The 20,288-nt window shown below is 69.1% G+C and carries 17 protein-coding genes; 8 read left to right on the top strand and 9 right to left on the bottom strand.

Annotated elements, in window-relative coordinates:
* Positions 1 to 188: 188 nt before the first annotated feature.
* From AC3WXD_RS20850 to AC3WXD_RS20835, 4 genes are all read left to right on the top strand, one after another.
* Positions 189 to 1,007: a GntR family transcriptional regulator gene (locus AC3WXD_RS20850; protein WP_059411902.1), complete on the top strand. Its 819-nt coding sequence runs from the start codon at positions 189 to 191 to the stop codon at positions 1,005 to 1,007.
* A gap of 113 nt (positions 1,008 to 1,120) precedes the next feature.
* On the top strand, positions 1,121 to 2,659 hold the full coding sequence (locus tag AC3WXD_RS20845) for an acetolactate synthase large subunit (protein ID WP_492324668.1): 1,539 nt from the start codon (positions 1,121 to 1,123) through the stop codon (positions 2,657 to 2,659).
* A gap of 433 nt (positions 2,660 to 3,092) precedes the next feature.
* Positions 3,093 to 4,490, top strand: coding sequence for an AAA family ATPase (locus AC3WXD_RS20840; protein WP_492324603.1), 1,398 nt, complete (start codon positions 3,093 to 3,095; stop codon positions 4,488 to 4,490).
* Complete coding sequence (locus AC3WXD_RS20835) at positions 4,487 to 4,615, top strand: hypothetical protein (protein WP_492324602.1); 129 nt, start codon at positions 4,487 to 4,489, stop codon at positions 4,613 to 4,615. Before AC3WXD_RS20840 ends, AC3WXD_RS20835 begins: the two co-directional genes overlap by 4 nt.
* A gap of 8 nt (positions 4,616 to 4,623) precedes the next feature.
* Here the strand turns inward: AC3WXD_RS20835 and AC3WXD_RS20830 are convergent, their stop codons facing one another.
* Positions 4,624 to 5,751: an acyl-CoA dehydrogenase family protein gene (locus AC3WXD_RS20830; protein WP_492324601.1), complete on the bottom strand. Its 1,128-nt coding sequence runs from the start codon at positions 5,749 to 5,751 to the stop codon at positions 4,624 to 4,626.
* Between the two features lie 29 nt (positions 5,752 to 5,780).
* Positions 5,781 to 6,983, bottom strand: a complete 1,203-nt coding sequence (locus AC3WXD_RS20825) for an acyl-CoA dehydrogenase family protein (RefSeq protein ID WP_020202243.1) — start codon at positions 6,981 to 6,983, stop codon at positions 5,781 to 5,783.
* 343 nt (positions 6,984 to 7,326) lie between these two features.
* On the opposite strand from AC3WXD_RS20825, the gene AC3WXD_RS20820 reads away from it, so the two are divergent.
* The 3 genes from AC3WXD_RS20820 (at position 7,327) to AC3WXD_RS20810 (ending at position 10,934) form a co-directional block, all read left to right on the top strand.
* A complete protein-coding gene (locus tag AC3WXD_RS20820) occupies positions 7,327 to 8,307 on the top strand; it encodes a tripartite tricarboxylate transporter substrate binding protein (protein ID WP_492324600.1) in 981 nt (326 codons plus the stop codon).
* Between the two features lie 73 nt (positions 8,308 to 8,380).
* A complete protein-coding gene (locus AC3WXD_RS20815) occupies positions 8,381 to 9,934 on the top strand; it encodes a class I adenylate-forming enzyme family protein (RefSeq protein WP_492324599.1) in 1,554 nt (517 codons plus the stop codon).
* A gap of 37 nt (positions 9,935 to 9,971) precedes the next feature.
* Positions 9,972 to 10,934, top strand: coding sequence for a Bug family tripartite tricarboxylate transporter substrate binding protein (locus AC3WXD_RS20810; RefSeq protein ID WP_454733881.1), 963 nt, complete (start codon positions 9,972 to 9,974; stop codon positions 10,932 to 10,934).
* Between the two features lie 230 nt (positions 10,935 to 11,164).
* Here the strand turns inward: AC3WXD_RS20810 and AC3WXD_RS20805 are convergent, their stop codons facing one another.
* From AC3WXD_RS20805 to AC3WXD_RS20775, 7 genes are all read right to left on the bottom strand, one after another.
* Positions 11,165 to 12,148 (bottom strand): tripartite tricarboxylate transporter substrate binding protein, encoded by a 984-nt coding sequence (locus AC3WXD_RS20805; RefSeq protein WP_492324598.1) that lies wholly within the window; start codon positions 12,146 to 12,148, stop codon positions 11,165 to 11,167.
* Between the two features lie 85 nt (positions 12,149 to 12,233).
* Positions 12,234 to 13,088, bottom strand: a complete 855-nt coding sequence (locus AC3WXD_RS20800; protein ID WP_492324597.1) for an HTD2 family dehydratase — start codon at positions 13,086 to 13,088, stop codon at positions 12,234 to 12,236.
* On the bottom strand, positions 13,085 to 13,960 hold the full coding sequence (locus tag AC3WXD_RS20795) for an HpcH/HpaI aldolase/citrate lyase family protein (RefSeq protein ID WP_492324596.1): 876 nt from the start codon (positions 13,958 to 13,960) through the stop codon (positions 13,085 to 13,087). Before AC3WXD_RS20795 ends, AC3WXD_RS20800 begins: the two co-directional genes overlap by 4 nt.
* A 25-nt stretch (positions 13,961 to 13,985) precedes the next feature.
* Positions 13,986 to 15,371, bottom strand: coding sequence for an MmgE/PrpD family protein (locus AC3WXD_RS20790; protein WP_020202250.1), 1,386 nt, complete (start codon positions 15,369 to 15,371; stop codon positions 13,986 to 13,988).
* A gap of 588 nt (positions 15,372 to 15,959) precedes the next feature.
* Entirely contained in the window at positions 15,960 to 16,283 is a 324-nt protein-coding gene (locus AC3WXD_RS20785; RefSeq protein ID WP_492324595.1) for a hypothetical protein, read from the bottom strand.
* A 46-nt stretch (positions 16,284 to 16,329) separates the two neighbouring features.
* The gene (locus AC3WXD_RS20780; protein WP_492324594.1) at positions 16,330 to 17,529 is read right to left on the bottom strand and encodes a CaiB/BaiF CoA transferase family protein; all 1,200 of its coding nucleotides are present in this window, start codon (positions 17,527 to 17,529) and stop codon (positions 16,330 to 16,332) included.
* Between the two features lie 11 nt (positions 17,530 to 17,540).
* Positions 17,541 to 18,710, bottom strand: a complete 1,170-nt coding sequence (locus AC3WXD_RS20775; RefSeq protein ID WP_020206536.1) for an acyl-CoA dehydrogenase family protein — start codon at positions 18,708 to 18,710, stop codon at positions 17,541 to 17,543.
* A 500-nt stretch (positions 18,711 to 19,210) separates the two neighbouring features.
* Between AC3WXD_RS20775 and AC3WXD_RS20770 the strand changes: the two genes are divergently transcribed.
* Positions 19,211 to 20,209: a tripartite tricarboxylate transporter substrate-binding protein gene (locus tag AC3WXD_RS20770; protein WP_029044358.1), complete on the top strand. Its 999-nt coding sequence runs from the start codon at positions 19,211 to 19,213 to the stop codon at positions 20,207 to 20,209.
* The last annotated feature ends 79 nt before the right edge of the window (positions 20,210 to 20,288 follow it).

Genomic DNA, 20,288 nt, shown 5'->3' with positions numbered 1-20,288 from the left:
AGGACGAGCGCAAAGCGCGGGAATTCTCCCGCGCTTTTTTTCGTGTCCGGCGCGGGTCCGCTAGTTAACCCTAGTAGTCTAGGTTTGTAGACCTTACTAAAGTAGCTCGCTTGCAGCCAGGCTGCGCCCGCCGCTCGCGCGGCTTGCCGAGCTTTCCGCCGCTCCTTTCGCCGCTCCTCCCGCCGAACATGCAGAACTCCGCGCTGCCCCCAGCCTTTGCCGCCTCCGGCGATCTGCTTTCGCGCAGCCGTCAGCCCGTCTACCTCCAGCTCGCCACCATCTTCCGCCGCCATATCGAGAGCGGCGAGTGGCGGCCCGGCGAGCGCATTCCCTCGCTCGAACAGCTTTGCCGCGAATTCGGCGTGGCGCGCATGACGATGCACAACGCGCTAACCCTGCTGGACGAGGAAGGCCTGCTGATCCGCGAGCGCGGCCGCGGCACCTTCGTCAAGGCCGGCTGCCGCGAGCGCCGCCCGCTGACGCTGCCGGTCAGCTGGGATCAGGCCGTGGCGGTGGGCGAGCGGCTCGGCACCGAGGCGCTCGGCGAATCCGACGGCCTGGTGCCGCTGCCCGATGAGCTCGGCCTGCCGTGCAGCGCCGCGCGCGCGCCGGGCTACCGCTTCCTGCGCCGCCTGCACCGCATCGAGCACAAGCCGTTCGCGCTGAGCGAGGTGTACATCGAGGCCGGCGTGTTCGCGCGCGAGCCGGAGGCGTTCCGCCAGGGCGCCTCGGTGCCGGTGCTGGACCGCTTCCCGCAGCTCAAGGTCACGGCCGCCCGCCAGCGCCTGTCCGTCATTGCCGCCGGCGCGGAAACCGCGGCCCGGCTGGCGCTGCCGGTCGGCGCGCCGGTGGCCGAGCTGCGCCGCCATGCCTGCGTGGACGGCGTGATCGTCTATTACGCGCGCATCGAATTCCCGAGCGAGTTCGTCTGCCTCGACTTCGACCTGCTCGCGCCCGGCGCGGGCGCCGTCCCCGCTTATCCGCCACGTCCGGCCGCGCAGCCGTGACCGCGGCGGCCGTCCCGATTCAGCACCCTCATCCTGCAACCCAACCGGAAACCAAGCCAATGCAGACAACCGAGCGCAACCAGCCGAACCACGCAGACAACGGGCAGGGCGAACTGAACGGCGCCGAAAGCCTGGTCAAGACGCTGCTGGCGTGCGGCGTGGATACTTGTTTTGCCAATCCCGGCACCAGCGAAATGCACTTCGTGGCCGCGCTCGACCGCATCCCCGGCATGCGCTGCGTGCTCGGCCTGTTCGAAGGCGTGGTGACAGGCGCGGCCGACGGCTACGCGCGCATGGCCGACAAGCCCGCGGCCACGCTGCTGCACTGCGGCCCGGGCCTGGCCAACGGCCTGGCCAACCTGCACAACGCGCGCCGCGCGCAGACGCCGGTGGTCAACATCGTCGGCGACCAGGCCACCTACCACCGCCCGTTCGACGCGCCGCTGACCACCGACACCGAAGGCTGGGCACGCCCGGTCTCGGTCTGGACCCGCACCGCCACGCACGCCGCCTCGGTCGGCGCCGATGCCGCCGCCGCGGTACAGGCCGCGCTCGGCGCGCCGGGCGGCGTGGCCAGCCTGATCCTGCCCTCCGACGTGTGCTGGGACGCCGGCGGCAAGGTCGCCGCGCCGCTGCCGCCGCTGCCGGTGCCCAAGGTCTCGCCCGACGCCGTGCAGCAGGCCGCGCGCGTGCTGCGCTCCGGCCAGCCCACGCTGATCGTGCTGGCCGGCGCCGCGCTGCGCGAAGCGCCGCTGGCCGACGCACACCGCATCGCCGCCGCCACCGACGCGCGCCTGATCACGCCGATGTCCAACGCGCGCGTGTCGCGCGGCCGCGGCCGCTTCAACGTCGACCGCGTGCCGTACTCCGGCGACGTGGCGCGCGCCAAGCTGGCCGGCATCCGCAACGTCATCCTGGTCGGCGCGCCGCCGCCCGTGACCTTCTTCGCCTATCCCGGCAAGTCGCCGCGCCCGTACCCGGAAGACGCCGACGTGCTCGTGCTCGCCCGCCCCGAGCAGGACCTCGCCGAAGCGCTCGCGCGCCTGGCCGACGAACTCGGCGCGCCCGCCGTCGCGCTGCCGGCCTCCGCTGCGTCGCACGAAATCGCCAAGGGCGCCGTGACCTCCGAAGCCGTGGCGCAGACGCTGACCGCGCTGCTGCCCGAGCAGGCCATCGTGGTGGAAGAAAGCGTGAGCTTCGGCCGCGCCTTCTATCCCGGCACCGTGCACGCCGCGCCGCACGACTGGCTGCAGCTCACCGGCGGCGCCATCGGCGACGGCCTGCCGCTGGCCACCGGCGCCGCCGTCGCCGCGCCCGGCCGCCGCGTGGTCGCGCTGCAGGCCGACGGCTCCGGCATGTACACGCTGCAATCGCTGTGGACGATGGCACGCGAAAAGCTCGACGTGACCGTGGTGGTGCTGGCCAACCGCAAATACGCGATCCTGCTCGGCGAACTCGCCGGCGTCGGCGCCAATCCCGGCAAGACCGCGCTCGACATGCTCGACATCGGCAACCCCGATCTCGACTGGGTGAAGCTGGCCAACGGCATGGGGGTGGAAGGCGCGCGCGCGGTGGATATGGAGGGGTTTGCGGCGCTGTTCGCGGCGGCCAATGCGAAGGCGGGGCCGTTCTTGATTGAGTTGGTGATTTGAGCTGTTGGCCGGCGCGCCCGATGGGGAATCCGTTGGAACAGGCATATCGTGGACTGGCCACCGTGCGGTATCGGGCCAGCCACGGCAGGCAATCGCGAAGATGGATTGTTCCAGGGAATCCGTCATGTCCTGCCACGCTGCGTTCCCGGCAGCGTGCCGGCGGAAGTATCGGATGTGATTGGATGTATTATTGGCGGCAATGATCGTCAACAGGCTGCGGCATAAAGGAAGCAGGAAGAGAAACATCCCAATGCCGCATCACCTTTCCAGTACATCGTCGACTACCACTTTGCCATCTCCTGATCGACGGGGTGGCGCTGTGGATCCAACACGTATCCTCGGTTTCGATGAAGGCCTTCCGCTTGGTTGCCGATGCGTCGGTGAGCGGCGAGAGGTCATTCGTTAGCGGAATTTGAGAAGGGAACATCCGCCGATGCTGAACCATCTTCATATCAAGAACTTCAAAGCCTGGAAAGACACGGGTCCGATTCGTCTGGCGCCATTGACGGTGATTTTCGGCGCCAACAGCGCGGGTAAAAGCAGCCTCGGGCACTTGTTGCTGGCTCTGCAGCAAACGGCGCGCTCGACAGATCGAAAACGGGCTCTGCATCTGGGAGATACCTCCTCACTCATCGATCTGGGCACCTTCGCAGACTGCCTGCACGGCCATGACTTGACGCAGTCACTGGAGTTCGAGATCGGCTGGTCTTTGCCCAGGGCGCTGGAGGTGCGCGATCCACTGCAAGCCGCGGTGCGTTACCAGGGCGACCATATGCGGCTGGCGGTGGAACTGGTTGCCGGCAAGTCCGCCCAGCCCGAGGTGCAGGCACTGAGTTATGTACTGGGCTCGGATGCGGAAGACGTTCTCGATGTGTCGCTGCGGCGAGATGACAAGCGGAAATTCACGCTGTCATCGCAGCGCTACGGGTTCAAGATGGCCGACGGCCGCAAATGGCCTCTCGAGGAGCCGGAGAAGTTCTATCGCCTGTCGGACGTCAGCAATGCGCGCTTCAAGAACGCGGGCTTCCTGGCGGACTTCGCGCTGGCCACCGAGGCCATGCTGGATAGCCTGTCCTATCTGGGGCCTCTGCGCAATCATCCCCAGCGGATCTATCAGTGGTCGGGAGATACGCCTTCGAGCGTGGGGCAGATGGGCGAGTACGCCATCGCGGCAATCCTGGCGGCACAGAGCGAAGGGCGCATGCTCAATCGTGGCCCGAAGCGGGCCAAGCAGGGATTTGCCACGTTCATTGCCGCCTGGCTGAAAGACCTGGGCGTGATACATGATTTTTCCGTCAAGCCCGTGGCAGAAGGGCGCAAGGAATACGAAGTCCTGGTCAGGACGCATGCCAAGGCGCCGGAGGTCAAGATCACCGATGTCGGGTTCGGCGTGTCGCAGGTGCTTCCGGCTTTGGTGCAGGCTTTCTATTGCCCGCCGAACTCCACGGTGTGGATGGAGCAGCCCGAGATTCATCTGCACCCGCAGGTGCAGGCCGAACTGGCGGACGTATTCATTTCGGCGACGCAGGCGCGTGAAAACGGCAGGGCGCGTCATGTTCAACTGATCGTGGAAAGCCACTCCGAGCATTTCCTCAACCGCCTGCAGCGCCGCGTGGCCGAGGGCGCCGTTGCACCCGAGGACGTGGCGGTGTACTTCTGCCGTCGTGCCGGCGCCGCCACCGAACTGGAGCCGCTGCAGTTGAACATGTTCGGCGAAATCGAGAACTGGCCGGAGCACTTCTTCGGCGACGAGATGGCCGACATCGCGGGCCGCACCCTGGCAGCGATGCAGCGCAGGCGTGAGTTGGACCAGAAGGACAGGGCAGAATGAAGGCTGTCATCGATACCAACGTCCTGCTGGTTGCGAATGGGCTGCATGCCGACGTGTCGGCCGATTGTGTCATCAAGTGCAAGTGGCGCCTGCCGGGCCGCGCGACGATGCCAGGATCGTCTTGAGACGACCCCTACCCCACCATCACCTCCCCATACCGCTGCACATGAAAATCGCTATCTCCCAGCAGCGGGTCGATCATCGTCAGCCGCTTGAAGTAGTCCCCCACCTCGAGTTCGTCCGTCATCCCCATCCCGCCGTGTAGCTGCACCGCCTGCTGGCCGACGAAGCGGCCGGCCCTGGCGACCACCACCTTGGCGCCGCTGAGCATGCGGCGGCGCTGCGCGGGGTCGGTTTCGTCCAGCGCCTGGGCGGCGACGTAGGCCATCGACAGCGCCAGTTCCTTCTGCACCAGCATGTCGGCCATGCGGTGCTGCAGCGCCTGGAACGCGGCCAGCGGCTTGCCGAACTGCTGGCGCGTGCGCAGGTATTCGCCGGTGATCTCGATCAGCCGTTCCATTGCGCCGGCGGCTTCGGCGCACAGCGCGGCGATGCCGTGGTCGATGCCGTGCGTGAGCGCGGCCAGGCCGTTGCCTTCGCTGCCGACCAGCGCGGCGGCGCCGACCGTGGCGTTGTGCAGCGTGATGTCGGCGGCGCGCAGGCCGTCCATCGTGGGATAGCCGTGCACGCTCAGGCCGGGCGTGTCCCCGGGCACCAGGAACAGCGACAGTTCGTTGCTGCCGGCGAGGCGCGCGCTGACCAGGAAGGCGTCGGCGGCTTCGCCATGCCAGGCGAGGGTCTTGGTGCCGTTGAGCTGGTAGCCGTCGCCCTTGCGCTCGGCCGCCGCGCGCGCGCTTTCGGCGCGGTAGCGCGTGGTGGGCTCGAGGTAGGCGAGGGTGACGATGCGCTCGCCGCCGGCGATGGCGGGCAGCCATGCTTCTTTCTGCGCCGCGCTGCCGTAGGCGCTCAGCACGGCGGTGGAGATGACCGCGGCGGGCGTGACCGGCTCGAGCACGAGGCCGCGGCCGAGTTCGCGCTGCACCACCAGCTGGCTGGCGGCGCTTTCGCCGAAGCCGCCGTATTCGGCGGGCACGGTCAGGCCGAGCACGCCCATCTCGGCGAGCTGGGCCCACGCGGCGCGGTCGAGGCTGTTGCCGCCGCGCGCGCTGGCGCGGCGCCGGGCGAAGGTGTATTCGGTGTCGATGAAGCGGCGCAGGCTGTCGGCCAGCATCTGCTGTTCTTCGCTGTAGTTGAAGTCCATGACTGTGCTTGTTCCTTCCGTCCCGGCGTTCAGAAACCCAGGATCATCTTGGAGATGATGTTCTTCTGCACTTCGGTGGCGCCGCCGTAGATGGAGGTCTTGCGCATGTCGAAGTAGGTGGAGGCCGCGGGCGCGGCCCAGGCCGGCGCGTGCGTCGGCAGGTCCGCCGGCGTCTCGCCGGCCTCGAGCCAGCGCGGCGAATACGGCCAGGCGCCGGGGCCGGCCACTTCCATCTGCAGCATGGCCAGGTCCTGCTGGATCTCGGAGCCGCGGATCTTGACGATGGAGGCTTCGGGGCCGGGCTGGCCGGCGGACTGCGTGGCCACGCGCAGCAGCAGCATTTCCAGCGCCATGATGTCCATCTCGATGCGCGCGATCTTGTCGCGCATGCGCACGTCGTCGATCAGCGGGCGGCCGGCGCCGTCGGTGGCCTGCGCGGCGTAGTGCTTGAGCTGGCGCAGTTCGCGGTTGCAGTGGCCGATGCCGGCGATGCCGGTGCGCTCGTGGCCGAGCAGGTACTTGGCGTAGGTCCAGCCGCGGTTCTCTTCGCCGAGCAGGTTGGCCGCCGGCACTTCCACGTCCTCGAACCACACTTCGTTGACGTCGTGGCCGCCGTCGAGCGTGACGATCGGGCGCACCGTCACGCCCGGCGTCTTCATGTCGATCAGCAGCATGGAGATGCCTTCCTGCGCCTTGGCCTCGGTGTCGGTGCGCACCAGGCAGAAGATCCAGTCGGCGAAATGCGCCATCGTGGTCCAGGTCTTCTGGCCATTGACGATGTAGCGGTCGCCGTGGCGCACCGCGCGCGTCTTGAGCGAGGCCAGGTCCGAGCCGGAGCCCGGTTCCGAATAGCCCTGGCACCAGAAATCTTCCACCGTGGGGATGCGCGGCAGGAAGCGTTCCTGGTGCTCGGGGCTGGCGTACTTCATCAGCACCGGGCCGATCATGGTCAGGCCGAACGGCAGCAGGCGCGGCGCGCCGGCGCGGAAGGTCTCGATCTCGAAGATCAGGCGCTGCAGCGGCGTCCAGCCGGTGCCGCCCCATTGCTTCGGCCATGTCGGCGCGCCCCAGCCGTGCGCGTGCAGCACGCGGTGCCAGCGCACGTAGTCGTCCTTCTCCACGCGCTGGTGGGCCAGTACCTTGTCGCGGATGTCCGCCGGCAGGCTGGCCTGCACGAAGGTCCGAACCTCTTCGCGGAACGACTGCTCCGCGGCGTTGAAACGCAAATCCATCTGCTTGTCCCCTCGGTTGGGAAGGCTGGCCGCGTCGCGGCGGCGGCATGCCGGCGCAACGCGGCTGCCTCCACGATACGGTGAGACGATTCTATGTGCGGCGCGTGGTTCGGAGTTTCCGCAATGGCAAAGCCGCACTTCGGCAGGCACAAAGCGTTGTGCGGCTGTTGTCCCCGCATTCCTGACAAGGGTTTCCCCCAGTGCGCGGATGGCGGAGCATGCCATTCACGCCAGCCTGAAGGCGGCCTTAGCCAAATCCAAATGGCGTGCCCGCGGCGGCTGGCCCAAACTGGCGCCGTGCCATCGCAGCACAAAACAGAAATCACGCCGAGGAGACAGGCGCATGTCACGCTGGACCCAACGATGCACCAGGCTGCTCGCGCTATGCGGCGGACTGCTGGCCGCCGCGAGCGCGTTCGCGGCTTATCCCGACAAGCCGGTGCGGCTGGTCGTGCCCTTTCCGCCGGGCGGCGCCACCGACCTGCTGGCGCGCGAGATCAGCCATGCGCTGTCGGTGCGGCTGGGGCAGCCGGTGGTGATCGAGAACCGGCCCGGCGCGGGCGGCAATATCGCCGCGGTGTCGGTGGCGCGCGCGCCGGCCGATGGCTACACGCTGTTCTTCGGCACCTTCGGCTCGCTGGCCGTCAACAAGAGCCTGTACGACAGGCCGGGCTACGACCCGCTCAAGGATTTCGCGCCGGTGGCGTCGGTGGCCTACCTGCCCAACGTGCTGGTGGTGCACCCGTCGGTGCCCGCGCGCAACGTGGCCGAACTGATCGCGCTGGCCAAGCGCGAGCCCGGCAAGCTGAGCTACGGCTCGTTCGGCAACGGCTCGTCCTCGCACCTGGCGGGCGAGTTGTTTACCCACATGGCGGGCGTGCGCATCGACCACGTGCCGTACAAGGGCAGCGCGCCGGCCATGACCGACCTGATCGGCGGGCGCCTGACCATGATGTTCGACAGCATTTCCACGGCGCTGCCCTATGTGCGCGACGGCCGCGTGCGCGCGCTCGGCGTGACCACCGCGAAGGCGTCGGACCAGTTGCCCGGCGTGCCCACGCTGGCCGCCGCGGGCGTGCCCGGCTACGAGCTGACCGCGTGGTTCGGCGTGGCCGCGCCGGCCAACACGCCGCCGGCGGTGGTCGACCGCCTCAATGCCGAGATCGTGGCCGCGCTGGCGCAGCCCGAGCTGGCCGCGCGGCTGGCGGCGCAGGGCACGGTGCCGTTCCCGTCCACGCCGGCGCAGTTCGGCGCCTACATGCGCAGCCAGTACCAGAAGTGGGACGGGCTGATCAAGTCGGCCGGCATCCACCTGGACCAGTAGCTTTGCCCGTGGCCGGCGCTTCGCGGCGCCGGCTTCCTCCTGTCAGCGTCATCCGCATTACATCGCCCGCATCATGCCTTCCTTCCGCCCTGAGTTCATCCACGACATCCCCAAGCACTGGGCCGAGCGCGCGCCCGACGCACCCTGCCTGCACCTGGCCGGCGGGATCCTGAGCTACGGCGCGCTGTGGCAGCGCATCGCCGCCGCGCGCGACTGGCTGGCCGCGCGCGGCGTGGGCCAGGGCGACCGCGTGATGGTGGTGGGCGAGAACTGCACCGAGATGGTGGTCATGCTGTTTGCGTGCAGCACGCTGCATGCGTGGCCGATCCAGGTCAACGCGCGGCTCTCGCCGCGCGAGATCGACGGCATCCGCGCGCATGCGGAGCCGCTGCTGACCTTCTTCACCAGCAACGTGTCCGACGTGGCCGCCGCGCACGCGGCCCGCCTCGGCGCGCAGCCGTCGGACTGCGCCGCGCTCGACCCGAACTTCACGGTGCTGTGCGCGGAGCACGCGCCGCAGCGCGTGGACGCCGCCGAGGCGCGCGACATCGCCACGCTGATCTATACCTCGGGCACCACCGGCGCGCCCAAGGGCGTGATGGTGCCGCACGCGGGCCTGACGGTGTTCGCGCGCATCTCCGCCACCTCGCGCGACCTCGGCCCGGACGACATCGCCTACGGCGCGCTGCCGCTGTCGCATATCTTCGGCATCGCCACGGTGCTGATGGCCACGCTCTATGCCGGCGCCAGCCTGGTGATGCGCCCGCGCTTCGACGCGGCCGACGTGTTCGCGGCGCTGCGCTCGCCCGGCCTCACCATGCTGCAGGGCGTGCCGACCATGTTCACGCGCATCATGGCGCTGGCGCGCGAGATGACCGCGCGCACCGGCCAGACCGGTGCCACGGCCTTCCCGCGCCTGCGCTACCTGTACACCGGCGGCGCGCCGCTGGACCCCACGCTCAAGCGCGACACCGAGGCGTGGTTCGGCCAGCCGCTGCACCACGGCTACGGCATCACGGAGTACGCCGGCTCGCTGTTCATCACGCGCAAGGACGCGCCGCGCGCGGACTGCTCGGCCGGCTACATCGTCGAAGGCGTGGAGATCGCCATCACCGACGAGCAGGGCCAGCCGATGCCGCCCGGCGAACGCGGCCAGATCCGCGTGCGCGGGCCCGGCGTGATGCGCGGTTATTTCCGCAACGCCGGGCAGACTGCCGAGGCGCTGCTGCCCGGCGGCTGGCTCAACACCGGCGACCTGGGCTATCTCGACGCGGACGGCGCGCTGTTCATCGTCGGCCGCTCGAAGGACCTGATCATCCGCTCGGGCTTCAACGTCTACCCGATCGAGGTGGAGTCGGTCATCAATGCCTTCCCCGGCGTGCGCCAGTCCGCCGTGGTGGGCCGCGCGGCCGCCGACGGCAACGAGGAAGTGGTGGCCTTTATCGAAACCCAGCCCGGCACCACGCTCGACGTGCCCGCGCTGCAGGCCTACCTGCGCGAGAGCCTGGCGCCGTACAAGCGGCCCGCGCAGGTGCGCGTGATCGAGACCATTCCCACCACCGCCAGCGGCAAGCTGCTCAAGCAGCCGCTGCGTGCCCTGGTGGAGGGCAACGCGGCGGCGGCCTGAACGCGCGCCGGCGCAAACACAAGAAGGAGGAGACACGATGAAACGATGGATGATGGCCGGCCTGCTGCTGGCCGCGGCGCACGGCGCCGCCTGGGCCGACGCCTACCCGGCGCGCCCGGTCAAGCTGCTGGTGGGCTACGCGCCCGGCGGCCCGGTCGACACCGCCGCGCGCATCTACGCCGACTACCTCGGCCGCGTGCTCAAGCAGCCGGTGGTGGTGGACAATCGCGCCGGCGCCAGCGGCGCCATCGCCGCGGACCTGACCGCGAAGTCCACGCCGGACGGCTACACGCTGTACTTCGTGGCCAGCCCGACCATGACCATGACGCCGCTGATCCAGAAGTCGGTGAACTTCAACCCCACCAAGGACTTCAGCTACATCGGCCTGATCACCGACTACACCAACGTCCTGCTGATCAACAAGGAATTCCCCGCCAAGGACGTGGGCGAGCTGGTGGACTACGCGCGCAAGCATCCCGAAGGCGTGAGCTTCGGCTCGGCCGGCGTGGGCGCCTCCAACCACCTGTCGGCGGAACTGCTGGCGGAGATGGGCGGCGTGAAGATGCTGCACGTGCCGTACAAGGGCAACTCGCCGGCGATGGCCGACGTGATCGGCGGCAAGGTGACGTTCATGTTCGACATCACCGGCACCGCCATCGGCTATATCCAGGGCGGCAAGGTGCGCGCGCTGGCGGTCACGTCGAAGGCCCGCAACGCCGCGCTGCCCAACGTGCCGACCATGATCGAGTCCGGCCTGAAGAACTACGACGTCACCGGCTGGTACGCGCTGGTGGGCCCGCCCAGGCTGCCCGCCGAGGTGGTGGACAAGCTGGTCAAGGCGCAGAAGGCGATCGGCGACGATCCGGCTTTCCAGCAGCGCATGACGCAGGGCGGCTACGACCTCAACATCACCGGGCCGAAGCCGCTGTCGGACCGTATCCAGAAGGAGCTGGCCTTGTGGGGCGGCGTGGTGAAGACGGCGAAGATCCAGGTGGAGTGAGGATGCGCTGAGTTTGTGTTGCTGGGAGGAAAGCGGCTCTGGTGGGCCGCTTTTTTTTTGCTGCCGTTTTTTATCTGGCGGGGAAGCGCGGGTTGCGGTTCGCGGTGGTGGTGACTTCGTGGCGGCGCCTGGCCCTCTCCCCCGGCCCCTCTCCCGCAGGCGGGAGAGGGGAGACAACCTGCGTAGCAGGTGATATCACGCACCACCACGCGCCCCCGCAAACCGCCAGGTCAGTCCGCCTTGATGCCAAGCCGTTCCACCAGCGCCTTCTCGCTGGCGATCTGCTGCATGGCGTAGCGCGTGTAGCTCGCGCTGTCGAGGTACATCAGGTCCTGGTCCTGCTGCCTGAGCGCGGCGAGGTGCTGCGGGTCCTCGGCGGCGCGTTTGAGCGCGGCTTCGAGGATGCGCACCACGTGCGGGTCCATGTCTTTCGGCCCGGCCACGCCGTAGGGCGAATTGGAGACGATGTCGTAGCCGAGCTCGCGCAGCGTGGGCACGCCGGGCCAGCGCGACGAGCGCTGCGCGGTCCACAGGTTGAGCCAGCGCAGCTTGCCGGCGTCCACCAGCGTGCCGGCCGAGTTGCCCGCGGCGCACAGTTGCACGTGGTTGCCCATCAGCGAGTTGATGCAGTCGGCGTCGCCCTTGAACGGTACGTGGTTGACGGCCAGGTTTTCCTTGCCGGCCAGTTCCATCATGGTGAGGTGCGGCGAGGAGAACTGGCCCGGCGAGCCGTAGCCGAGCGTGCCGGGCCGTGCGCGCGCGGCGGCGAGGAAGTCATGCCAGTCCCGCCACGGCGAATCGGCGCGCACCACCGCGCCGAAGGTATAGCCGGTGATGCGCGCGAGGTAGGTGAAGTCACGCGCCGGGTCGAAGGTGGTCTTCTGGATGAAGGGCTGGCGGAATACCGTGACCGGCATGACGGCGAGCGTGTAGCCGTCGGGCCGGGCCTGCCTGATGGCCATCGCGCCCATCGTGCCCGAGACGCCGGGCTTGTTTTCCACCATCACGTTCTGGCCGAGCGCCTGTTGCAGGGCCACGGCGAACTGGCGCGCCACCACGTCGGTGGTGCCGCCCGCCGCGTAGGGGACGATCAGCGTGACGGGCCGCGCCGGATAGGGCGGCTGCGCCCGCGCGGACGCGGCGCAGAGCACGGCGATGGCGCCGCAGACGGCGAGGCGGCGGGCGCGCCGCCCGGCCTTTCGGGATGCATGCATAGGAAGTCTCCATTTATCGTGGTTCCCCGCTGATCCCGATGTTGTATTGGTGTGCCGCGCCGGTCAGCCTGCGTCGTCCCTCCCGTCAGGCCTCCACCTCGGCCCAGGCTTCCATCGCCTGGCCGCCGGCGTCGTCGCCGGTCCACAGCGCGATCCTGCCGGGCGTGGCGGCGTCCGGTGCGCCGCCCACGGTCACGGTGTCGTGGTGGAACAGCGGCGCCAGCCCGCGGAAGCCGAAGCGGCGCACCTTGGCCGCCGGCATCTCGCGCGCCAGCAGGTCGAGCGTGAGCACGGCCTGCAGCGGGCCGTGCACCACCAGCCCGGGATAGCCTTCCACGTCGCGCACGTAGTCGTGGTCGTAGTGGATGCGGTGGCCGTTGAAGGTCAGCGCCGAGAAGCGGAACAGCATGACCGGGCCGGCCTGGAGCTGGCGCTGCCACGCTGGCGCGTGCGCCAGGCGCGGGCGCGGCGGCAGCGGCTGGCCGGGCTCGGGCATGGCGCGGTAGACCAGGTCGTGGCGCTCGGTCAGCGCGGTCTCGCCGCCGACGGTGAGCACGTGCTCCACGGTGACGAACCACAGCTCGCCGCTGCGGCCGGTCTTGTATTCGACGTTGCGCACGGTGGAGGTGCGCGTGACGGTGTCGCCCACGCGCAGCGCGCGTTTGAAGTCGAGCTCGCCGCCGGCCCACATGCGGCGCGGCAGCGGCACCGGCGGCATGAAGCCGCCCAGCGCGGGGTGGCCGTCGCGGCCGAGCTCGCGCTGCGGCGCGCGCGGCAGGAAATACAGCCAGTGCCACAGCGGCGGCAGCGGGCCGCGCACGAGCGCGTCGGCGTCGAGGTCGAGCGTGGCGGCCAGGCCGATCACGGGTTCGGGGGAAAGGGTCTCGGTGCGGCTTTCGCTGCGGCCGATCCAGGTGCGCAGGTGTTCGAGCTGGGTCATGACGGATTGGCTTGCTGGGTTTCGGGGTGGCCGGCGAGCGCGAGCAGGCGCCGGGCTTGTTCGATGACGGGGCGGTCGACCATCTTGCCGTCGACCTGCACCGCGTGGCTGCCGCTGGCGGTGGCGGCCAGCACGCGCCGCGCCCAGTCGAGCTGCTGCGCGGTGGGCAGGAACCCGGCGCGCACCGCGGCGAGCTGGGCCGGGTGGATGCACAGCTTGGCGGCGAAGCCGAGCGCGCGCGCGTGGGCCACGTCGTCGGCCAGCACGGCCTCGTCCTTGAGCGCGGTGGTGACGCCGTCCACGGGCGGCGGCAGGCCGGCCACGCGCGCGGCCAGCACGATGCGCGAGCGCGCCAGCAGCAGCGCTTCGCGCGTGTGCGCGCAGCCCAGGTCCACGGCGAAGTCGAGCGAGCCGAAGGCCAGGCGCGACACGCCCGGCGCGGCGGCCACCGCGTCGACGCCGTGCAGCCCGCGCGCGCTTTCGATGATGGCCACCATGCGGCCCTGCGGGTTGACCTGGGCCAGCGCCTGGGCGATCTCGCCGAGCGCGACCGGGTCTTCGGCCTTGGGCACCAGCAGGCCGGCCAGCGGCGTGTCCGGCGGCAGCGCGCGCAGCCAGTCCATGTCGGCGGCGAAGGCGGGCGAGCTGGCGTCGTTGATGCGCACGTAGGCGTGCGCGTGCGCGCCGCACTCGCGCAGCCACGCGGCGATGGCGCCGCGCGCGGCCGGCTTGGCGTCCGGGTGCACGGCGTCCTCGAGGTCGAGGATCAGCGCGTCGGGCGCGGCGGCGGCGGCCTTGTCGAAGCGTTCGGGCCGGTCGCCCGGCACGAACAGGTAGGTGATGGCGGTGGCGGCGGTGGAGACTGAGGACATCGGTATTTCCCGGGAAGGTGAGGCGTCAGCGCGCGAGCGGCAGCCAGCCGTTGACGTCCGGCTGCTTTTCCAGCGCCCACACGCGCGCGATGATGGCGCGCATCTCCGCCTCGCCGGCGCCGTGGCGGAAGGCGCCGAGCTGGATCGCCTTGGCTTCGAGCTCCGGGCGCGACAGCGTGTTGCCGGGGTCGCCCTTGGGCACGTCCACGCGCGCGCCGAGCGTGCGGCCATCGGTGGTCCGCACGGTGACGCGGCCGATCCACTGGCGCGGATAGGCCGCGTTGATCTCGTCGTCGAGCGCCATCTCCACCTTGTCGCGGAAGGCGGCCACCTGCGCGTCCTGCAAGGCGTGGTCCTCGAACTCGCCGAGGCCGGCATGCGCGTGCAGCGCCACCAGGCCGAGCACGGTGCCCATCGAGAACTTGGCCTGGTGGATGGTCCTGGGATCGGTCACGGGGCCGAGCACGTCGATCGCGCCCTGGTGCACGTGCGCGGTCACGGCGGCGATCTGGTCCGCGCGGATCTGCTCGCGCAGCATCAGCGCCTTGAGCGCGTCGGCCGCCGGATGCGTGTGGCGGCACGAGGCGAAGAACTTGAACGAGGTCTCGGCCGTGGCCCAGCGCGTGCCCAGGCCATCGGTCAGCGCGGCCGGGTTGGCGTCGCTCGACATGCCCGCGGCCATGCCCTGCGCGCCCTCCAGGATGCGCTTCGCGCCGGTGAAGCCCGCGCGCGCGATCCACGCCGACATCAGGCCGTCCGCCGCCGCCTTGGCCGTGTGCAACTGCTTGGAGTCCGCCGCGTCGCGCAGGAACTCCCACAAGCCGGCGGCCTGCGTGCCGGCCGAGCCGAGCGCCTGGTTGATGCCCTCGGCATCCATGCCGTACAGTTTGGCCACCGCCGCCGCCGCCGCCAGCGTGCCGACCGTGCCGGTGGTGTGGAATACGCGGTAGTGCGAGCGGCCCATGAACTCGCCGATGCGGATGCCGGCCTCATAGCCGGCGATGGAGGCCAGCAGCACGTCCGCGCCGCTCTTGCCCTCGGCCTGCGCGGCGGCGATCACCGCCGGGAATACCACCGCGGCCGGGTGCAGCACCGAGCCGTTGTGCACGTCGTCCTGCTCCACCACGTGGGAGGACGCGCCGTTGATCAGCGCGGCGAAATACGGGGAGGTGCGGCGGCGGTCGACGAAGACTTCGGAGGGGCCTTGCTGCGGGCCCATCGCCGCGGCGAATTCCTGCAGTTTGCGGATGGCGGGGGCGTCCTTGCCGGCGATGGCGGAGGCGATCCAGTCGAGGAAGAGGTCTTTGGTTTTTTCTATGACTTCCTGGGGGATTTGTTCTAGTTTCAGAGTGGCGAGGAAGTCGCAGAGTTGGCGGGTTGGGTAGGTTTGGGTGTCGGGTTGTTGGGTCATTTTTTTGCTCTGGGTTGTTCGTTTTTGGATAGTTTTTTACTTTAAAGTCAAGAGTTATTTTGGCTTAAAGTCAAAGTCAAAGTCAAAGTCAAAGTCAACTTCAAAGTCAAAGTCAAAGGCTTTCGCTCCCCCGGAGCGACCTACTTTCTTTTCCCCGAAAAGAAAGTAGGCAAAGAAAGCGGGCTGCCTGGCCGGCAGGGGCAGAAACGTTGGGGTTTCTAGTGTTTCTGGTTTCGTGGTGGGGCCTGTGGTTCTGCTGGCATCCTGCCGTTACCGGTGCGAGCGGCCACGATCTGGCTGGCGGTATGGGTTTCGGGGTCAGACCTATGATGGCCGGCACACTGCTGGTTCGGGCATCTGCCGTTACCGGTTTTGGCGGTCACGGCGTAGCACCGGCACTGGTTTCGTGGTGGGCGTGGTGGATCCAGCGCGGGTGTGTTGGGTTGCTGGAACCGGGATTGCTTTTCAACTGTTCGGCACCGCGCTCGAACAGGGGCCACCACGCCCACCACGAAACCAGCACCGTCCCTACGACGATCCCCTCCGCCCCGGTCGCGGCAGCAGCCCGAAGAGCCTGGGCCTCCGTCATCATGCAGCGCCACCACGAATCGAACACCACCCGAGAGAACGTGACCGCCAAAACCGGTACCGGCAGAACCCCAGCAGAACCACCACCCCCACCACGAAACCACCAACAACCAGCAACCCTGTTCGGCTCTGCCCCTGCCGGCCAGGCAGCCCGCTTTCTTTGCCTACTTTCTTTTCGGGGAAAAGAAAGTAGGTCGCTCCGGGGGAGCGAAAGCCTTTGACTTTGAAGTTGACTTTGAAGTTAAAGCCTCTAAAGCCATTAACTTCGAAGCCGAAGCCAACCTTGAAGCCAAACAGTGCAAATGACCAACCCACAAAACCCAAGCCGCCAGACCCACAGCCACAAGCGCATCTCCAAAACCCAAAAAAACTAAACCACCTTCCTTTCCTTCAACTCCCCAATCCTCCCCTCCGAATACCCCAATTCAGCAAGAATAGCCGCACTATGCGCGCCCAGCGCCGGTATATCCCCCATCACCGGCTCGACGCCGGAGAGATTGGCCGGCGGCAGCAGCGCCCCGATCACGCCGCCCGGACTGTTCACTTCCCGCCACCGCCCGCGCGCGGCAAGCTGCGGATGGTTCCAGACGGCTTCGATGTCGTTCATCGGCGCGTTGGCGATCTGCGCCGCGTCGAGCAGTGCTTCGACCTCGGCTACCGTCATCGCCGCGAAGCGGGCTTCGATCAGCGCGGTGAGTTCGGCGCGGTTTTTCACGCGGCCGGAGTTGGAGGTGAAGCGTTCGTCCTCGAGCAGGCCGGGCTGGTCCAGCACCTTCTCGCAGAAGGCCTGCCATTCGCGCTCGTTCTGCAGGCCGAAGATGACGCTGCCGCCGTCGCCGGTGCGGTGCACGCCGTAGGGCGCGATGGCCGGGTGCGAGGCGCCGAAGCGTGCCGGCGCCTTGCCGCCGTAGTGGCCGAAGTACAGCGCGTAGTTCATCCACTCGGTGAGCGCTTCCAGCATGGTCACTTCCACGCGCAGGCCGGTGCCGGTGCGCCCGCGCTGCAGCAGCGCGGACAGGATGCCGGTGTAGGCGTACATGCCGGCGGCGATGTCGGCGATGGAGACGCCGGCGCGCGACGGCTCGTCGGCGCCGCCGGTGATGCCGATCAGGCCGGCGGCGGCCTGGATCAGCAGGTCGTAGGCTTTCTTGTCGCGGTAGGGGCCGGCATCGCCGTAGCCGGAGATGTCGCAGACGATGAGCTTGCCGTAGCGCGGGTGCAGGGTGTCGAAGTCCAGCCCCATGCGCGCGGCGGCGCCGGGGGCGAGGTTTTGCACCAGCACGTCGGCGTCGGCCAGCAGGCGATGCAGCACGGCCTGCGCTTCGTCGTGCTTGAGGTCGAGCGTGAGGCTTTCCTTGCCGCGGTTGAGCCAGACGAAGTGCGAGGCCTGGCCGTTGACGGTCTCGTCGTAGCCGCGCGCGAAGTCGCCCACGCCGGGGCGCTCCACCTTGATCACGCGCGCGCCGAGGTCGGCGAGCTGGCGCGTGGCGAACGGCGCGGCCACGGCGTGCTCGAGCGAGACCACGCGGATGCCGTCGAGCGGGCGGATGCCCTGGTGCGAAGCGAACATGGGCGCGATCCTCAGAACGAACGCGGCAGCTCGAGCACGTGCTCGGCCACGTAGGACAGGATCAGGTTGGTGGAGATCGGCGCCACCTGGTACAGGCGCGTCTCGCGGAACTTGCGCTCGATGTCGTACTCGGCGGCGAAGCCGAAGCCGCCGTGCGTCTGCAGGCAGACGTTGGCAGCTTCCCACGAGGCGTCGGCGGCCAGCAGCTTGGAGATGTTGGCTTCCTTGCCGCAGGCCTTGCCGGCGTCGAACAGCGCGGCGGCCTTGTAGCGCATCAGGCTGGCGGCCTCCACGTTGACGTAGGCGCGCGCGATCGGGAACTGCACGCCCTGGTTCTGGCCGATCGGGCGGTCGAACACGATGCGGTCGCGCGCGTAGTTGCTGGCGCGCTCGATGAACCAGTAGCCGTCGCCGATGCACTCCGCGGCGATCAGGATGCGCTCGGCGTTGAGGCCGTCGAGGATGTACTTGAGGCCTTTGCCTTCCTCGCCGATCAGGTTCTCGGCCGGCACTTCCAGGTTGTCGAAGAACAGCTCGTTGGTCTCGTGGTTGACCATATTGCGGATCGGGCGCACGGTCAGGCCCTTGCCGATGGCTTCGCGCAGGTCCACCACGAATACCGACAGGCCCTCGGACTTGCGCTTGACCTGGTCCAGCGGCGTGGTGCGCGCCAGCAGCAGCATTAGGTCGGAGTGCTGCACGCGCGAGATCCACACCTTCTGGCCGTTGATGACGTAGCGGTCGCCCTTCTTCTCGGCCGTGGTCTTGAGCTTGGTGGTGTCGGTGCCGGTGGTCGGCTCGGTCACGGCCATCGACTGCATGCGCAGCTCGCCCGAGGCGATGCCGGGCAGCCAGCGCTGCTTCTGCTCGGCCGAGCCGTGGCGCAGCAGGCAGCCCATCACGTACATCTGGCCGTGGCAGGCGCCGGAGTTGCCGCCGGTGCGGTTGATTTCCTCCATGATGACGGAGGCCGCGGTCAGCGGCAGGCCGGAGCCGCCGTATTCCTCGGGGATCAGCGCCGACAGCCAGCCGGCCTTGGTCAATGCCTGCACGAACTCCTCGGGGAAGGCGTTCTGCTCTTCCACGCGCTGCCAGTAGGCGGAGTCGAAGCCCGTGCATAGCGCACGCACGGCTTCGCGGATGTCGGGATACGGCTGGTCGTGCGTCTGCTCTGCGAACATGAAAAATGCCCCGTTATCGGATTTAGCTTGCGGCCATTATTCCCGAGGCCCCTTCCCGCCGTAATTCGGATTTGCGAAAGAGCGGCTTAGCGCCCCCGGAAGCGGCGGCGCGGGGCGCCTTCCCGCGCCGCCGGGGCGGCGCCGGCACCACCTTCGCCGGGGCGTCCGGGGGCCCCGCCTGCCGCGCGCCCGTCGCTTTACCCCCACCCCTCGCCCCCGCTCCTTCCAGCGCGCCTTGCTCACCCTTCGGGAAATCCGTATTGCCGCTGTGGCGCTTTGCCGCCACGCTTGGCGCCACAACCAGAAAGCCGCGCGCCCGGTCCCGGGCCGACGCAGGCAAGGCCGGCCGCATCGCCGCCCCGTACCAGGCCGGCCGGACATATCAACCATAGGAGACACAGGCAATGGCACACAGCAAGGCACAACGGCAGGAATGGCGGACCGGCGGCAATGGCGGGAGCGAGGACAGGGACGAGGGCAAAGGCAAGAGCGGGGGCGGCATGGCGGGACCGGCGCCCCGGCGCGCGATGGCGCTGGCCGCGCTCGGGCTGGCGGCGGCGCTGGCGCTGCCGTGCGCGGCGCGCGCGGCCGACGCCTATCCGTCCAGGCCGATCACGATGGTGGTGCCGTTCGCCGCGGGCGGCCCGACCGACGTGGTGGCGCGCACGCTGGCCGCGGCCATGTCGAAGAACCTCGGCCAGAGCGTGGTGATCGAGAACCGGCTCGGCGCCGGCGGTACCGTTTCCGCGGCCTACGTGGCCAAGGCCGCGCCGGACGGCTACACCATCCTGATCCACCACAACGGCATGGCCACCGCGCCGGCGCTGTACAGCAAGCTGCCGTACAAGCCGCTGACGGACTTCAGCTTCGTCGGCCAGGTGGCGGACGTGCCGATGACCCTGCTGGGCCGCCACGACCTGCCGCCCAGGACCCTGCCGGAGCTGGTGGCCTACATCCGCCAGAACCAGGGCAAGCTCAACCTGGCCAACGCGGGCCTCGGCGCGGTGTCGCAACTGTGCGGCATGCTGTTCCAGAAGGCCATCGGCGTGGACCTGACCGCGATCCCGTACCAGGGCACGGCGCCCGCGCTGACGGCGCTGCTGGGCGGGCAAGTCGACATCCTGTGCGACCAGACCACGCAGACGCTGCCCCATATCAAGGCCGACAAGGTCAAGCTCTACGGCGTGACCACCACCCAGCGCATCAAGGCGCTGCCCAACACGCCCACGTTGTCCGAGGGCGGGCTCAAGGGCTTCGAGGTGAAGGTGTGGCACGGCGTCTACGCCCCGCGCGGCACCCCGCCGGCGGTGATCGACCGGCTCAACGCGGCGATGCGCGCCGGCCTCAAGGACCCGGCCGTGGCCGCCCGCCTGGCCGAGCTGGGCGCGGAGATCGTGCCCGAGGACAAGCAGACCCCGGAGGGCCTGCGCACGTGGCTGCAGTCGGAAATCGAGAAGTGGTCGCCCATCATCAAGGCGGCCGGCGTGCAGGCGGATTAAGCCAGCACGGAGCGGGCTGGCGGCGGCGCGGGGGGGCCCCCCCCCCACCACCGCGTTCGCGCTGTTCCAGGCGCTCGGC

This window comes from Cupriavidus sp. FW216-B1, assembly GCF_058789195.1.
The sequence above is the reverse complement of the archived record's forward strand: the minus strand, read 5'-3'. Positions and strand labels throughout refer to the sequence as shown.

Coding starts and splice junctions, on each gene's coding strand:
- AC3WXD_RS20815 (WP_492324599.1), top strand. CDS start 8,381: ATGCCTTCCTTCCGCCCTGAGTTCATCCACGACATCCCCAAGCACTGG.
- AC3WXD_RS20770 (WP_029044358.1), top strand. CDS start 19,211: ATGGCGGGACCGGCGCCCCGGCGCGCGATGGCGCTGGCCGCGCTCGGG.
- AC3WXD_RS20820 (WP_492324600.1), top strand. CDS start 7,327: ATGTCACGCTGGACCCAACGATGCACCAGGCTGCTCGCGCTATGCGGC.
- AC3WXD_RS20800 (WP_492324597.1), bottom strand. CDS start 13,088: ATGACCCAGCTCGAACACCTGCGCACCTGGATCGGCCGCAGCGAAAGC.
- AC3WXD_RS20850 (WP_059411902.1), top strand. CDS start 189: ATGCAGAACTCCGCGCTGCCCCCAGCCTTTGCCGCCTCCGGCGATCTG.
- AC3WXD_RS20805 (WP_492324598.1), bottom strand. CDS start 12,148: ATGCATGCATCCCGAAAGGCCGGGCGGCGCGCCCGCCGCCTCGCCGTC.
- AC3WXD_RS20795 (WP_492324596.1), bottom strand. CDS start 13,960: ATGTCCTCAGTCTCCACCGCCGCCACCGCCATCACCTACCTGTTCGTG.
- AC3WXD_RS20810 (WP_454733881.1), top strand. CDS start 9,972: ATGAAACGATGGATGATGGCCGGCCTGCTGCTGGCCGCGGCGCACGGC.
- AC3WXD_RS20790 (WP_020202250.1), bottom strand. CDS start 15,371: ATGACCCAACAACCCGACACCCAAACCTACCCAACCCGCCAACTCTGC.
- AC3WXD_RS20825 (WP_020202243.1), bottom strand. CDS start 6,983: ATGGATTTGCGTTTCAACGCCGCGGAGCAGTCGTTCCGCGAAGAGGTT.
- AC3WXD_RS20830 (WP_492324601.1), bottom strand. CDS start 5,751: ATGGACTTCAACTACAGCGAAGAACAGCAGATGCTGGCCGACAGCCTG.
- AC3WXD_RS20780 (WP_492324594.1), bottom strand. CDS start 17,529: ATGTTCGCTTCGCACCAGGGCATCCGCCCGCTCGACGGCATCCGCGTG.
- AC3WXD_RS20835 (WP_492324602.1), top strand. CDS start 4,487: ATGAAGGCTGTCATCGATACCAACGTCCTGCTGGTTGCGAATGGGCTG.
- AC3WXD_RS20840 (WP_492324603.1), top strand. CDS start 3,093: ATGCTGAACCATCTTCATATCAAGAACTTCAAAGCCTGGAAAGACACG.
- AC3WXD_RS20775 (WP_020206536.1), bottom strand. CDS start 18,710: ATGTTCGCAGAGCAGACGCACGACCAGCCGTATCCCGACATCCGCGAA.